The sequence below is a fragment of the Nocardia sp. GP40 genome, from assembly GCF_050434125.1.
Lineage (GTDB): Bacteria > Actinomycetota > Actinomycetes > Mycobacteriales > Mycobacteriaceae > Nocardia > Nocardia albiluteola.
Genome location: NZ_JBNPVW010000005.1, coordinates 55,696 through 70,090, shown reverse-complemented (window position 1 = coordinate 70,090; position 14,395 = coordinate 55,696). Strand labels below are relative to the sequence as shown.

General features: G+C 69.6%; 15 protein-coding genes. 8 read left to right on the top strand and 7 right to left on the bottom strand.

The genetic code is table 11. From position 1 onward, the window contains the following. Window positions 1–252: 252 nt before the first annotated feature. From ABH933_RS16765 to ABH933_RS16750, 4 genes are all read left to right on the top strand, one after another. Window positions 253–786, top strand: a complete 534-nt coding sequence (locus ABH933_RS16765) for an HIT family protein (protein ID WP_429427404.1) — start codon at window positions 253–255, stop codon at window positions 784–786. Then, window positions 783–1,595 carry a maleylpyruvate isomerase family mycothiol-dependent enzyme gene (locus tag ABH933_RS16760; RefSeq protein WP_429427406.1) on the top strand — a complete coding sequence of 271 codons (813 nt, stop codon included), beginning with the start codon at window positions 783–785 and terminating at the stop codon, window positions 1,593–1,595. The genes ABH933_RS16765 and ABH933_RS16760 overlap by 4 nt, the downstream gene beginning before the upstream one ends. A gap of 5 nt (window positions 1,596–1,600) precedes the next feature. After that, window positions 1,601–2,251, top strand: a complete 651-nt coding sequence (locus ABH933_RS16755; RefSeq protein WP_429427408.1) for a Type 1 glutamine amidotransferase-like domain-containing protein — start codon at window positions 1,601–1,603, stop codon at window positions 2,249–2,251. A 596-nt stretch (window positions 2,252–2,847) separates the two neighbouring features. Further along, the gene (locus ABH933_RS16750; protein WP_429427410.1) at window positions 2,848–3,162 is read left to right on the top strand and encodes a hypothetical protein; all 315 of its coding nucleotides are present in this window, start codon (window positions 2,848–2,850) and stop codon (window positions 3,160–3,162) included. A gap of 42 nt (window positions 3,163–3,204) precedes the next feature. On the opposite strand, the gene ABH933_RS16745 is transcribed toward ABH933_RS16750, so the two are convergent. From ABH933_RS16745 to ABH933_RS16735, 3 genes are all read right to left on the bottom strand, one after another. Further along, window positions 3,205–3,993 (bottom strand): oxidoreductase, encoded by a 789-nt coding sequence (locus ABH933_RS16745; RefSeq protein WP_429427412.1) that lies wholly within the window; start codon window positions 3,991–3,993, stop codon window positions 3,205–3,207. 78 nt (window positions 3,994–4,071) lie between these two features. Continuing rightward, window positions 4,072–4,647, bottom strand: a complete 576-nt coding sequence (locus tag ABH933_RS16740; RefSeq protein ID WP_429427414.1) for a TetR/AcrR family transcriptional regulator — start codon at window positions 4,645–4,647, stop codon at window positions 4,072–4,074. 31 nt (window positions 4,648–4,678) lie between these two features. Continuing rightward, window positions 4,679–5,968, bottom strand: a complete 1,290-nt coding sequence (locus ABH933_RS16735; RefSeq protein WP_429427416.1) for an MFS transporter — start codon at window positions 5,966–5,968, stop codon at window positions 4,679–4,681. Window positions 5,969–6,194: 226 nt separating this feature from the next. On the opposite strand from ABH933_RS16735, the gene ABH933_RS16730 reads away from it, so the two are divergent. Beyond that, window positions 6,195–6,632: an acyl-CoA thioesterase gene (locus ABH933_RS16730; protein ID WP_308166455.1), complete on the top strand. Its 438-nt coding sequence runs from the start codon at window positions 6,195–6,197 to the stop codon at window positions 6,630–6,632. An 85-nt stretch (window positions 6,633–6,717) separates the two neighbouring features. Here the strand turns inward: ABH933_RS16730 and ABH933_RS16725 are convergent, their stop codons facing one another. From ABH933_RS16725 to pdhA, 3 genes are all read right to left on the bottom strand, one after another. Next, window positions 6,718–8,136 (bottom strand): dihydrolipoamide acetyltransferase family protein, encoded by a 1,419-nt coding sequence (locus ABH933_RS16725; RefSeq protein ID WP_429427418.1) that lies wholly within the window; start codon window positions 8,134–8,136, stop codon window positions 6,718–6,720. 102 nt (window positions 8,137–8,238) lie between these two features. Further along, window positions 8,239–9,240, bottom strand: a complete 1,002-nt coding sequence (locus ABH933_RS16720; protein ID WP_215916725.1) for an alpha-ketoacid dehydrogenase subunit beta — start codon at window positions 9,238–9,240, stop codon at window positions 8,239–8,241. A gap of 149 nt (window positions 9,241–9,389) precedes the next feature. Beyond that, window positions 9,390–10,481 (bottom strand): pyruvate dehydrogenase (acetyl-transferring) E1 component subunit alpha, encoded by a 1,092-nt coding sequence (pdhA, locus tag ABH933_RS16715; RefSeq protein ID WP_429427420.1) that lies wholly within the window; start codon window positions 10,479–10,481, stop codon window positions 9,390–9,392. Window positions 10,482–10,653: 172 nt separating this feature from the next. Here pdhA and ABH933_RS16710 point away from each other — a divergent pair, with 172 nt between their 5' ends. Further along, entirely contained in the window at window positions 10,654–11,196 is a 543-nt protein-coding gene (locus ABH933_RS16710; protein WP_215916569.1) for an Lrp/AsnC family transcriptional regulator, read from the top strand. Between the two features lie 68 nt (window positions 11,197–11,264). Here ABH933_RS16710 and ABH933_RS16705 read toward each other — a convergent pair whose 3' ends face one another. Then, window positions 11,265–11,897, bottom strand: a complete 633-nt coding sequence (locus ABH933_RS16705; RefSeq protein WP_429455051.1) for an alpha/beta fold hydrolase — start codon at window positions 11,895–11,897, stop codon at window positions 11,265–11,267. A gap of 146 nt (window positions 11,898–12,043) precedes the next feature. Between ABH933_RS16705 and ABH933_RS16700 the strand changes: the two genes are divergently transcribed. Next, window positions 12,044–12,853, top strand: a complete 810-nt coding sequence (locus ABH933_RS16700) for an SDR family oxidoreductase (RefSeq protein WP_429427423.1) — start codon at window positions 12,044–12,046, stop codon at window positions 12,851–12,853. 76 nt (window positions 12,854–12,929) lie between these two features. Further along, on the top strand, window positions 12,930–14,330 hold the full coding sequence (locus tag ABH933_RS16695) for a benzoate/H(+) symporter BenE family transporter (protein ID WP_429427425.1): 1,401 nt from the start codon (window positions 12,930–12,932) through the stop codon (window positions 14,328–14,330). Window positions 14,331–14,395 lie beyond the last annotated feature (65 nt).

Sequence of the window (14,395 nt, the reverse complement as noted above, 5' to 3'; positions counted from 1 at the left end):
GGTTTCACACCTGCGGGCCGCTCGGGCCGCACACGGTCTCGAAACTTACTCCTTGGTAAGTTTTGAGTTAGGCAACCTTAACGGCTCCAGGCTGAGCGTAACCGAGATCAATCTCACATGCTGTCCCGGTTCGACCGGATCTCGAGACACCCCTACGAAACCCGTACCGTCCCGGCGATGTTCCGTACCCGCCTCCGACGCGCGGCGGGACGGGGGTGTCCTCCAGGGCTTGTACACCGTAATGTCACCCGCATGGTCACGGAGCGCGCGGCAACCGAGCGCCGGCAGGGCACGGCCGGGGACGACTGCGTGTTCTGCCGGATCGTCGCGGGCGCCGCCCCGGCCACGACCGTCTACGAGGACGACACGCTGTGCGCGTTCCTCGATATCCGGCCCATCGCCCGCGGCCACACCCTGGTGATCCCCAAGCGCCACGCGGGCACCCTCGACGATCTCGACGCCGCGCTGGGCGCGCGGGTGTTCGCCCTGGGCCATCGGCTGGCAAAGGCGTTGCGGCGCAGCCCACTCGGGTCCGACGGCGCGAATCTGATCCTCAACGACGGCAAGTCGGCGTTCCAGACCGTGCACCATGTTCACCTGCACGTGGTGCCGCGTCGGAACGGGGATATCCGGACCTTCGCCACCGGCTTCCTGTTTCGCGGCCGGGTGGGCCGCCAGCCCGATCGGGCAGCCACGGCCGCGGCCATCCGCACCGGCCTGGCCCGGCTCGATACCGAAGAGCCCGCGGGACCATCGGACACTCGAGACAAGGAATCGAAGGCATGACCGAACGCAGCACCTACACCACCGCGCTGTCGGATCAGTGGGATGCGCTGGCCCGCCTCGTCACCGGCCTCGACGAAAAGCGCTGGCGCACACCGACCGCACTGCCCGGCTGGACCGTCTTCGATGTGCTCGCCCACGTGGTCGGCACCGAATCCATGCTGCTGGGCGAGCCGACGCCGAAACACGACGGCGACCTGTCGGCACTGGAGTACGTGCACAACGAGATCGGCGCCCTCAACGAGGCCTGGGTCGCCGCGCTGCGGCCGCTGACGGGCGAACAGCTGCTGGCGAAGTTCACCGAGATCACCGACCGCCGCCGCGCGATGCTGACCGGCATGACCGACGAGCAGTGGGAGACGCCCAGCCCCTCACCCGTCGGCACCGTGCCCTATTCCCGCTTCATGCGGGTCCGGCTGTTCGACTGCTGGATGCACGAACTCGATATCGCCGATGCGCTCGGGGTCCGGGTGGACGAGGGTGGTCCGCGCGCCGAGATCGCCTTCGCCGAGCTCACCGGCGGTCTCGGGCGTGCGGTGGTCAAGGGCGCGCAGGCGCCGGATGGTTCGCGAATCACCTTCGCGCTCACCGGCCCCGCGGGCCGCGCCCTACATCTACAGGTCGACGGGCGCGCGAACCTCGTCGACGAGTTCGACGGCCCCGCCACGGTGACGGTCGAGATGCCGTGCGGCCTGTTCGCCCGGCTCCGGGGCGGAAGGACCACCGTCGCAGAGCATTCGGCCGAGATCACCGTCGCCGGCGATCGCGACCTGGGCAACCGGCTGGCAGACACGTTGCGCTTCACCATCTGACGCCGATGCGGCTGTTCCTGTCCAGCTATCGATTCGGGGCCCACTACGACCGGTTCGCCGCGCTGACCGGCGAGCCGGGTCCGGTGGCGGTGATCCCGAACGCCTGCGACGCCTGGCCCGCGGCCTGGTCGAGCGCGGTGACCAGCGACCTGACACCGTTGCGCCGGTTGGGTTTCCGCCCCGAGGTGGTGGACCTGCGCGACTACCTCGGCCGCACCGGCGAGCTGGAACGAAAGCTGCGCGGTTATCCCCTGATGTGGGTCCGTGGCGGCAATACCTTCGTGCTGCGCGCCCAATTCGCCCGCAGCGGAGCGGACCTGGTGCTGCCCGCGCTGCTGGCCGAGGACGCGCTGGCCTACGCGGGATACAGCGCGGGCGCCTGCCTGCTCACCCCCGATCTGCACGGCCTCGAGCCCGCCGACGATCCGGCCGAGGTGCTGCCCGCCTGTGGAATCGAAACCCGCTGGGACGGACTCGGATTGGTGGACCGTCGCATCGTCCCGCACGTCGGCTCCGCCGACACCGACCCCGACGGAGTCTGCGACCGGATCGCCGAGACCTACCGCGGCGAGGGCGTCGCACACTGGGCCCTCACCGACGACGATGCCGTGGTCGTCGACGGCGGTCGAGTCGAGACCCTGCTGACCAGACGGTGATACCCCGCGCGCCTCTCTGGCCTGCGGTGCCTCACATTCGCGAGACGGCATGGGGTGGATTCCGTCTCGCAAGCTGCCGGTGAAGGCGGATCTCCTTCGAGCCCTGGACAAGTCGCCTGGCGATGCCATAAGGGTGCGACTTGACGAACGGATCGCCTGACCGTGACGCCCTCCCTCTGCTGTCGGTGATCGCGGGTCCGCTCCACGGCGGGAACGGGTAGGCGTCTCTTGGTCCCACCGGTGGCCGAACAGACACCGGCTCTCGAAGCCGCTGCACTGCTGACCAACACGTCATCCCGGGGGTCGTCGCTGCCGAACGTCGCACCCTGACGGCAGGTGCCGCAAAAGACATGAGATCGCGCGTCGAATGCCTCAGACCAATGAGACGTGCCTCAGACGCTAAGAGACAGGACGCCACGATTCTTTCCGGTGGTTCGCGACAGGATGACTCATATCGCAGTTCGCGGGCAAGGGGTGCAATTAATATTGCGTAATACGCAACACTGCGGAGGTCCGGGGGTACCTGCACAACGGCGAGGCGCATTAAGCTGGCGACGGCGCCGATACCGGTTCGGCCATTAATTGCAGGGGGCCAGATGACGCTCACAGAACGATTCGATCTTCCCGCGGCCGTCGGCGATTCGGCTATCTTCGGCACGCCGTATCAGACGCCCGACGGCGCCACCATCATTACCGTCGCCCGCCCGGGCCTGTTCCGTACCGGACTGCGGCCGCTGGGTGTCGTGGTGGTGCAGGGCGGCGAGTCGAAGTGGCACCCTGCGATGGATGAAACGCGGATCGCCACTCTCGGCGTGATCACCGGCCTTATCGCCGCGACATTGGGCACGCTGGCGGTGGTGCGCCGTCCGCCGTGGCCCGATATGCGTATCGAGCAGATCGTCCGGCGGTAGCGCCTCGCCGCGCGGGTCTTGCCGCGGCCAGGCGCGCCGGGCTCAGATCTGCTTGAGCGTGCCGCCGTCGATGACGTACTCGGCGCCCTGGATGTTGGTGGCCCGGGCCGAGACCAGGAAGGCGACCAGCGCGGCGACCTCCTCCGGTTCGGTGATGCGGTCCGAGGCCATGTTGAACTGCTTCGGGATTGCCGCGAGCAGTTCCTCGTGCGAAATCCCCTGGGTTTCCGCGATTTTGGCCCCGAAGCCGTCTGCGCCCCGCCACAGCGGGCTGCCCACCGCGCCGGGCGAGATGGTGTTCACGCGTACGCCCTGCGGGCCGAACTCCTCGCTCAGGCGCTTGCCGAACGCATTGAGCGCCGCCTTGGCCTCACTGTAGCCGGACGGGCCGGCCGCGGGCCAGCGCCCGTTGATCGAGGAGATGTTCACGATCGCACCGCGCCGCTCCAGCAGGCTGGGCAGCGCCGCGCGGCTCGCCCATACCGCGCTGAACAGGTTGAGGTTCAGGATATTTCGCCACTGCTCATCGGAGATGTCCAGGAATCCGCCGATCTGCAGGGTGTTCGCATCCCCGGCCCCGACATTGTTGATCAGGATGTCGATCCCGCCCAGTTCCCCGAGTGCGGCATCGATCAGGGTGGTAACCCCCTCCTGGGTGCTCAGGTCGGCGGAAACTGCTGCAACGCTTGCCTTTTCGAGCTCGGGCGAGATCGTCCGGGCGCCGCCGACCACGCGCACGCCCTCGTCGGTGAGGGCCTGCGCGATGGCCAGGCCGATGCCCCGGCTGGCGCCGGTGACTACCGCGGTCTTGCCGGTCAGTTCGAGATCCATGGGGTGCCTTTCCTCAACTATTCTTGAACTTTAGGTCAAAAATACTGGTACACGAAAAGGATTGCGGTGGAAGTGGATTCACAGGATGGTCAGGGCTGTTTCGATGATGCCGTGCAGCGTGGGCGCATCGTACGCCTTGGCCATCACGCGCAGTCCGGCGATGGTGTTGAGCAGGAATTCCGCGGTCGCCTGCGGATCGGTGCCCGCCCGCACGTCGCCGTCGCGCAGGCCCTGGTCGATCCGTTCGGCCAGAGCGGCGATGACGCGATCCTGCATGGCGCGCAGGATCCGGGTGATCTCCGGGTCCTGCCTTGCGAACTCCGTGGCGGTGTTGACGGCCATGCAGCCGCGCCGGATCGGTTGCGACAGATCGGAATCCACGAGGTAGCGCAGCAATTCCCGGATTCGCTCGCGGGTGCCGCCGGGTTGGAACAGTGCTTCTCGAGCGTTGGTCGCGCCGAGTTTGTCGTAGCGCAGCAGCGCGCGGTCGAACAGCTCGCGTTTGCTGCCGAAGGTGTTGTACAGGCTGCCCTTGCCGACGCCGGTGGCCTCGGCCAGCTGCGCGGGGGAGGTGTTGGCGTACCCGTGGGTCCAGAACGCCTCCATCGCGCGGTCGACGACGTCGTCGGCGTCGAAGCTGCGCGGTCTGCCCATGCCACGACGGTACCGATTCTTGACTTCGAGGTCAATAATTGGGCCGGACAATGCGCGCGAACAGTGCGCATACCAGGATCAGCACGAGCGGGAATGCGAGCGCGGCGGTGAGCGAGCCCAGCTTGGACAGCCAGCCGATGACCGAGGGGCCGGCCAGGAACCCGAGATAGCCCAGGCCGAATACCCGCGACATATCCGTCGCCGCCGCAGCGGTGCCGAGGTTGCCCGCGGCACTGAATATCTGAGGTATCCCGCCCGAGAGCCCGACGCCCAGCAGTGCCCATCCGACCAGCGTCACGGGCAGCCATGTCGAGGTGATGATCAGGATCAGCCCGGCCGCGGCGAGAAGCGCGCCCCAGCGCACCACCGCGACCCGCCCGAACCGGCCGCTGACCCGGTCCGCGGTGAAGCGGCCCGCGGTCATCGTCGTGGAGAAGGCGCCGAAGGCCAGCGCGGCGGTGGCGTCGCTGACGCCCAGATGCTCCCGCACCTGCAGCGCGCTCCAGTCGTTCGCCACGCCCTCGGTCATCAGGAAGGCGAAGGCGGTCGCGGCCAGCGCGAAGACCTTGCGATGCGCGCTCTCTCGCGGCGCCCTCGCGGGCCGCTGCGCGGATTCGGCCTGCGCAGTTGCCCTTGTCGGCCTGGTGTCCACGGCTGAGCCAGCGGATTCGGGCGTAGTGACGCGCTCGCCAGTCTGCTCGGCCACTATTTCCCCGCCGATCGAATCGGCTACCGCGGGCAGCGAATCGATGCGGGGCAGCAGCCTGGGCACGCACAGCCCGATCACCACCAACCCCAGTACCCCCGCACCCGCCATGGTCGCGCGCACATCCCATCCGCGGTGCATGGCGGCCGCTCCGACCAGCGCTCCGGCCAGCCCGCCGCAGGAGAACAGCGCATGGAATGCCGACATGATCGGGCGCGGATAGGCCCGCTCGACCTGTACCGCCTGGGCGTTCATGGACACGTCCAGCGCGCCGTTGCCGACGCCGAAGGCCAGCAGCGCCAGCGCCAGGGCCAACGGACCGGTGGCGAGGGCCGGCCCCAGCACCGCCAGCGATACCCAGCATCCGGCCGCGGCCACCAGGGTGCGACTGCCGAACCGGTCGGCCAGCGGCCCGGCCGCCTGCATCCCCGCGATGCCGCCGAGGGCCATCAGCAGGATCAGCATGCCGAGGGTGGCGTGGGAGGTGCCGGTGCGCTGCGATATCGCCGGGATGTGCACCACCCACATGGCACACAGGAATCCGTTCAGCCCGAACACCGCGAACACGCTGGCCCGCGCGATCCGAATCGGGGGAGCGAGTGTCGAAGCAACCATTGATTCGACGGTACCGGTCGGAAGTACCGGCCGCTCCCGTTCCCGGCCATCCGCAGCATCGTCGACGCGGGTGGCAGGGCTCCGAACTTCTACCAATTCCAACTGGTTTCGCCTTCGAGTGTATTCCGGGTCACCGACAAGTTCCGGCCCCGACTTGCGGTGCCGGAAAAGGTGGGGGCTCGTCCCCGCGCGGGTCCGCGGCCATCGGGTGACTATCGTCTGGTCGGTGACTACTGCGCAGGATTACCCGGTGCTCTGGCCGGTGCCGACCCGGTGGGCCGACAACGATCACTACGGCCACGTCAACAACGTCACCTACTACTCGTACTTCGACACCGCGGTCAACGCCTGGCTGATGCACGCCACGGGCACCGATATCCGGGAGCTGCCCGCGATCGGCGTGGTCGCGCAGACGTCCTGCCACTTCGCGGGATCGCTCAGCTTCCCGGACCAGCTGCGCGTCGGCCTGCGAATCAGCCGCCTGGGCCGCTCCAGCATCACCTACGAGCTGGCCATCTTCCGCGAGGCCGGTGATGACCTGGAACTCGCCGCGACCGGCGGTTTCGTGCATGTCTACGTGGACAACGACACCCGCAAGTCGGTCGAGATCCCGGCCGTCATCCGCGATGCGGCCGCCGCGCTGGTCGTGGAGCCGACCAGCTGACCGTGTCCCATCGGTCAGGCGTGCTGTCGGCCGGACTCCACGATCTCGGCCGAGCGCACGCCGGCACGACCGGGTGGGCGCGTACTCAGATCCGGCCGAGCAGCGTGAGCGGATCCTCCAGCAGCGAGGCGACCGTCGCCAGGAACCGTGACCCGAGCTCGCCGTCGATCATGCGGTGATCGAAGCTCAGCCCCACCGTGGTGACCCACCGCACCGCCAGCTCGTCGCGATAGACCCACGGCCGCTTGCGGATCGAGCCCAGGCACAGGATCGCGGCCTCGCCCGGATTCACCAGCGGCACACCGGTATCCACGCCGAAGACGCCCACATTGGTGATGGTGAAGGTGCCGCCGCGCAGGTCCGCCGGCGTCGCGGATCCGGCGCGCGCGATGTCGGCGAGCCAGCCGATCTCCCGGCACAGCTCGCGCAGGCTCAGGGTGTGCGCGTCCTTGATGTTCGGCACCAGCAGGCCGCGGTCGGTGGCCACCGCGATGCCCAGGTTCACGTAGTGCTTGGTGACGATCTGCTTGGCCTCCTCGTCCCAGAACGAGTTGAGGCCGGGGAATTCCGCCATCGCCGCCACGGTCGCCTTGGCCACCAGGGCCAGCGGGGTCAGGGTGAGCCCGGTGAAGGAGTCGGTGCCGCGCAGGTGGTCGAGCAGTTCCATGGAGGCCGTGAAGTCGGTCGTGACGAACGTGCTGGCCTGCGGAATCGTGCGGGCGCTGGCCAGCATCGCGGCCGCGGTGCGCTTGCGCACCCCGCTCACCGGGGTGCGGGTCTCGGTCGTGGTCGGCGTGGGCCGGATGACCCCGCCGTCGGGCCGCATCGCCGGCACCGGCGGCGCGCTGGGACGCGGGGCGGCCGCGGCCGGGTCGTCCTCGCGAATTCGGTTGCCCGGCTGCGAGACCGGCACCGCATGGCGCACATCCTCGACGGTGACCGCGCCGCCGGGCCCCGAACCCGCGACGAAGGTGAGACGGATGCCGAGCTCGCGGGCCAGTTTCCGGGCGCCGGGGGTGGCCGCCGGGCGATCGGGGTAGGCGACCGGCGCCTCCTCCTCCCCGGATTCCTCGTCGTTCAGCGAATTGGCTTGCGCGGCATCGAAATTCGCCGATCGGCGGGTGCGGCGAGAGGTGCTCTCGTCGTCGGGGCCGTAGCCGACCAGCACCGAGCGGCGTTCGGACGGTGCGGCCGTCTCTCCGGACGCTTGGCGCTCGGCCGTGCCGTTCCCGCCGGCGCTCGCCGCCGGGGTGTCGCTGTGCACGCGAATCAGTGGCGCGCCCACCGGCACCGTATCGCCGGGCTGGGCCAGCAGCTCGGCGACCCGTCCCGCGAACGGACACGGCAGCGCGACCTGTGCCTTGGCCGTCTCCACCTCGGCAATGGTCTGATTCAGCTCCACCACATCGCCGACGGCCACCGCCCAGGAGATCAGCTCGGCCTCGGTCAACCCCTCTCCGAGATCGGGAAGCCGGAATTCAAGTTCTCGCGCAGCGTCGTCCACGGGCACCTCTGTCTGTGTTGGATAACGGGGCCTGTGCGGGGCCCTGCGTGGTTACGCAGGCTTCCTGCTTCGGGCCCGCCGGTACGCCCCGGACCTGGCGGGTCAGGCGGCTAGTGTGCGGTCGACCGCGTCCAGGATGCGGTCGGGATCGGGCAGGTGGTGCCGTTCGAGCTTAGCCGGGGGATAGGGGATGTCGAAGCCTCCGACGCGCAGGACCGGCGCTTCGAGCTGGTAGAAGCAGCGTTCGGTGATCCGGGCGGCGATCTCCGCGCCCAGTCCGGCGAAGACCGGCGCCTCGTGGGTGACGATCAGCCGCCCCGTCCGGCGCACCGAGGCCTCGATGGTGTCGAAGTCGATGGGAGAAAGGCTGCGCAGATCGATCACCTCCAGCGAATGGCCTTCCCCCGCCGCGATTTCGGCCGCGGTGAGCGCCGTGCGCACCATGCCGCCGTAGGCCACGACCGTCGCGTCGGTGCCGGCGCGGCGGATGCGCGCGGAGTCCAGCGGATACGGATCGGCGTCCAGGGCGGCGAAATCCACCTCGGCCTTGTCCCAGTAACGCCGCTTGGGCTCGAAGAAGATCACCGGGTCGTCCAGCGAAATGGCCTGTCGGATCATCAGATAGGCGTCGTCCGGCGTGCTCGGGGAGACCACCCGCAGCCCCGCGGTGTGCGCGAAGTACACCTCGGGTGACTCGGAGTGGTGCTCGACCGAGCCGATGCCGCCGCCGAACGGAATGCGAATCGTGATGGGCGCGCGGACCTTTCCCTGCGTGCGGTAGTGGATCTTGGCGACCTGGGACACGATCTGATCGAAGGCCGGATAGACGAAACCGTCGAACTGGATCTCGCACACCGGCCGGTAGCCGCGCAGCGCCATGCCGAAAGCCGTTCCGATGATGCCGGATTCGGCCAGCGGGGTATCGATGACGCGGTTGTTGCCGAAGTCCTTCTGCAGCGTGTCCGTGACCCGGAAGACGCCGCCGAGGCGCCCGATGTCCTCGCCCATCAGCAGGACCTTCGGGTCGTCCTCGAGGGCGCGGCGCAGGCCGGTATTGAGTGCGCCCGCAAAGGTTGTCGTGATCGCCGGGAGGTGGGTGGTCATCGGGGACGGTGAGCCGATGGAGCTTGGGGAATCGGCGGGGTGGGTGGTCATCGGGGACGGTGAGCCGATGGAGCTTGGGGAATCGGCGGGGTGGGTAGTCATCGGGGACGGTGAGCCGATGGAGCTTGCGGAATCGGCGGGGTGGGTAGTCACTGCGGTGTTCCCTCCAGGTAGGCCGCGTACTGGCGGCGCTCGGAGTCGATCAGGGGATGCGCGGTGGTGTAGACGTGTTCGAACAGTTCCCCCGGTTCCGGATCGGGCATCTCGATGGTCGCGTCGCGCAGCCGGGCGCCCACGTCGTCCGAGCGTTCCCGCACGCGTTGCTCGAAATCGCTGTCCCACAGCTCTTCCCGCTCGAGCAGCCGTCGCATGCGGTCGATGGGGTCGCGGCGCTGCCACAGCTCGGTCTCGGCGGCCGAGCGGTAGCGGGTGGGATCGTCGGCGGTGGTGTGCGGGCCCATGCGGTAGGTGATGGCCTCGATGAAGGACGGGCCGCCGCCCGCCCGGGCCCGCGCCACGGCCTGCCTGGTCACGGCCAGCACCGCGAGCGCGTCGTTGCCGTCGACCTGGACGCCGGGAATGCCGTAGCCGTACGCGCGCCGCGCGATCGGCGTGGCGCTCTGCACCCGGACCGGTTCGCTGATGGCCCAATGGTTGTTCTGGCAGAAGAACACCACCGGCGCGCTCCACGAGGCGGCGAATCCCAGCGCCTCGGCGATATCGCCCTGACTGGTGGCGCCGTCGCCGAAGTAGGCGATCACCGCGATCTCGGCGCCGTCCAGATTGGCGGCGTAGGCGTAGCCGGTGGCGTGTAATCCCTGCGACCCCACCACGATTGCCGGATTCGTCATATTGATCTCGGCCGGATCCCAGCAGGAGTGCGCCGCACCGCGCCACAGCCGGGTGAGCTGCGCCGGATCCACCCCGCGGCAGTAGGCCACGCCGGCCTCGCGATAGCTGCAGAACACGTAGTCGTCGGAGTGCAGCGCGTGCGCGGAACCGATCTGCGCGGCCTCCTGCCCCAGCAGCGGCGGCCACAGCCCGAGCTGGCCCTGCCGCTGCAGGGCCGTGGCCTCGACGTCGATCCGGCGGGTGACGACCATGTCCTCGTACAGCCGCCGCAGCCGGTCGGGGCCGACGTCGGCCACCAGGGCCGCGTGGTCGCGGTCGAAGACCCGGCGGCCGTCGGGCTGGACGAGTTGCACCGGATAGCTGGACGCTGCCTCGCGGGTGGTGGGCATGGCCTCTGCCTTCCTACTCCGTCGGCGCTCCGGGGTCTGGGCGCCGTGGCGACAAGGGCATTGTGTGCTCTACCTCACAGCATCCACGATTGAGCGACCTGCGCAAGCATTAACACGCCAACTAAGCAGAATGCGTCGTCACGGGGTCGGGATTGCTGTCATACTGCGTAACATGTCCAGTGGAGAACCCGTCGGAGCCGTGGTCGATGCGACAGATGCGCGACTACTGCTGGAATTGGTCGCGAATCCCCGCGCGACCGGCGTTGAATTGGCCACCAGGCTGGGCCTGTCGCGCAATACCGTGCAGGCCCGGCTGGCGCGCTGGGAGGCGGCGGGGGTGCTGGCCGATTTCGATCGCCGGGTCGATCCGCGCGCCCTGGGCTACCAGCTGGCAGCCTTCGTCGCGGTGGTGTGCGACCAGCATCGGCTCGATGCGATCGTCGCCGAATTGTCCGAGGTCCCCGAGGTGACAGAGGTCTGCGGCATGACGGGGCTGACCGATCTCACCGTACGCGTGGTCGCCCGCGACGCCGACGATCTGTACCGCATCGCCGGGCGGATCCTGAAGATCCCCGGCGTGGAACGCACGAACATGGCCCTGGTGATGCAGCAGCTGGTCGGGCCCCGCACCGCACCGCTGCTGCGCAGGCTGTCCCGCGCCAACGGTGCGGCGCGCCAGGATTCGGTCCGCCCTGCGGCCCGTTCCGCGCGCTGATCGCCGCGCCCTCGACTTGTCCCCGGCGCGGCCGGACCGAGTGGGCCGGGGGCGATCTTCGCGCCCGGTTATCGGCTCCCCCGGATCTCCGCGCCCGCAACCGCACGGACGGCGTCGGCGACGGCGCGGAAGTCCTTGCGCAGGATGTGGTCGTGGTTGCTGGCCACCTTGGCGCTCACCTTGATGTGCGGGTTGCGAGCGACCACCGCATCGGTGGCGGCGCGGATCTTTTCCTGCTCGTCCCCGTGGCTGCCGAACGACGCCCCGGAGGCCAGCACATACCGGGTCGGGACGGTGATGGAATCCAGTACCGGCCCCAGGTTCGCGGCACGGGAGATCTTCCCGAGTTCGATGTTGCACTCGGCCTGCTGCGCGGCGGGCAGGCGCGGGGTCAGACCGGTCGGGCGCAGCAGGGTAGTGACCGGGGACAGCAGCTTGAACAGCCGGCGGATCCGCGCCTCCATGGCGTCGTCCAGCCAGTCGTACGGCTCGGCGCCCTCGACCAGGACGGCGCCCAGGGCGCGCTGGGGATTGCGGGCGGCCCAGTGCGAGGCGACGAACGCTCCGTAGGACCAGCCCACCACCAGCGCCCGGTCCACGCCCCGCGCCGCGAGCACGGCGTCGACAGATACTGTCGCCGGGCGAGCTGACACCGACCTGATACGGATCTGACGCGTCGATCGGCCGCATGTCGGCCGGATGGCACGACGCCACCGCGGTGGGGCGATGACGAGGTGTGGCAGGTCGCTCCGGGGCGATTCGAGGGGCTGTCGTCCGGGGCGGTCTCGCGGCGGCCGACGGTACGCTGAGCTCGCGGAGAAGCGGCCCGCGGAGAGGCGGATGACCTATGGACGTTTCGGGCAAGGTTGCGATCGTGACGGGGGCCGGGGGCGGAATCGGGGCCGCGGTGGCCGCGGCGCTGGTCGGGGGCGGTGCGCGGGTGGTGCTGGCCGATGTCGGCGACGCGGTGAACGGGGTGGCCGACGGGCTGGGAGCGGGGGCTGTCGCGGTGGTCGGGGATGTCGCCGACGCGGCGGTGATCGCGGAGCTGGTGGCGCGGGCCGAGCGCGAATTCGGGCCGGTGGACCTGTATTTCGCGAATGCGGGGATCTTCGGGGCGCGGGGGCTGCACGGATCCGACGAACAGTGGTCCGCCGCAATGGAAGTCAATGTCATGGCGCACGTGCGGGCGGCGCAGGCGCTGGTGCCGGGCTGGATCGAGCGTGGCACCGGATATTTCGTGTCTACCGCCTCGGCGGCGGGGCTGCTCACCCAGATCGGCTCGGCGCCCTACGCGGTCACCAAGCACGCCGCCGTCGGCTTTGCGGAGTGGCTCGCTGTTACATACGGCGACAAGGGAATTCGGGTGAGCTGTGTCTGCCCGATGGGGGTCGACACGGATCTGCTGCGCGCGGGCTCGCCGACCTTCGCCGATGCCGCCGAATCCGAGCAGGCGATCCGCGCGGTCGTATCGGCCGGTGAGGTGCTGACGCCCGAGCGGGTGGCCGCGGAGATCCTCGCCGGAGTCGCCGACGAGCGGTTCCTGATCCTGCCGCATCCGCAGGTGCTCGAGATGTACCGGCACAAGGGATCTGATTACGACCGCTGGATCTCCGGCATGCGCCGCTACCAGGCGACCCTGGCCGCGCAGAACTGATCGTCCGACTAATTTCAGTCCAGTTTCGAGCAATTGGCTCGTGACTGGACTGGTCCGGACCCGGGACCATGACGTCATGACCGTCACCGACCCGCAGGCCGGGCTTTCCGACGTGCGGGCCGAGGGGTCGGCCGTGCGCGCCGAGGAGTCCATGACGCCGGATGTGGATATCCTCGCGCCCGATACGACCCCGGACGCGTCAGGGGCCGATTCGGAACTGGCGGTGTCGCGGCCGGCGCCTTCGCCCTCGGCCGCGTCGTCCGGTGAATTCGACTCGGACGATCCGGGGGCGGTGGCGGCCGATCCCGGCGTCTGGCAACCGATCAGCGCCGGGATCGTGGCCGCGCTGGTGGGGTTCACCAGTGCCTTCGCTGTGGTGTTGACCGGACTGGAGAAGGTGGGCGCGACGCCCGCGCAGGCGGCCTCGGGTCTGCTCGCGGTGTGCCTCGCGCAGGCGGTCGGGATGCTGGTGCTGAGCCGGCGCTACCGGATGCCGATCGCGCTGGCCTGGTCCACGCCCGGCGCGGCGCTGCTGGCCACGACCGGCGTGGTGGCCGGCGGGTGGCCCGCCGCGGTGGGCGCGTTCGTCGTGACCGGCGCCCTGATCGTGCTCACCGGCTACTGGGGTCTGCTGGGCCGGCTGATCGCGGCGATTCCGGTCGAGATCGCCCAGGCCATGCTGGCCGGGGTGCTGATGCCGCTGTGCCTGGCGCCGGTGCATGCCCTCACGGCGAGTCCCCTGGTGGTCGTGCCCGTCATCGCGGTCTGGCTGGCGCTGCAGCGGTTCGCGGCGCGCTGGGCGGTGCCCGCGGCGTTCGCGACCGCCGCGATCGGCGCCGGCATCTCCATCGCCCTCGGGCACCGCGGACTCGACCTCGCGGCGATGGCGCCGAGGGTGGAACTGACGGTGCCGCATTGGAGTTGGCAGGCGATGATCGGCATCGCGGTACCGCTCTACATCGTCACCATGGCGGGGCAGAACATCCCGGGCACCGCCATCATGAACTCGTACGGCTATACGGTGCCGTGGCGCGCCGCGATGACCGCGACCGGCGTGGGCACGATGCTCGGCGCGGCGGCGGGCGGGCACGCGATCAACCTGGCCGCGATCAGTTCGGCGCTGTCCGCCGCGCCGTCCGCGCACCCGGATCCGCGTCGCCGCTGGATCGCGGTGTTCAGCGTCGGCTGCAGCTATCTGGTGCTGGCACTGGCCGCGGGCGCACTGGTGGTGCTCGCCGCGGCCGCACCCAAGGGCGTGCTGGAAACCGTTGCCGGGCTTGCCCTGATCGCCACGTTCGCCGGGGCGCTCACCGCGGCCCTCGCCACCGCCGAGCATCGGCTCGCCGCCGCGGCCACCTTCCTGGTGGCGGCCTCGGGCTTCGCGGTGTTCGGCATCGGCGGCGCCTTCTGGGGGCTGCTCGCCGGGCTGCTGGTGCGCTGGGTGCTCACCGCGCGCCGCGCCGCGCCGACTGCTTGACGTTGCCATCGCCGGAGCCTGGTCGTCGGGCTGGTGTCCGGCTCACTGTGTTTCGCTATGCGGGC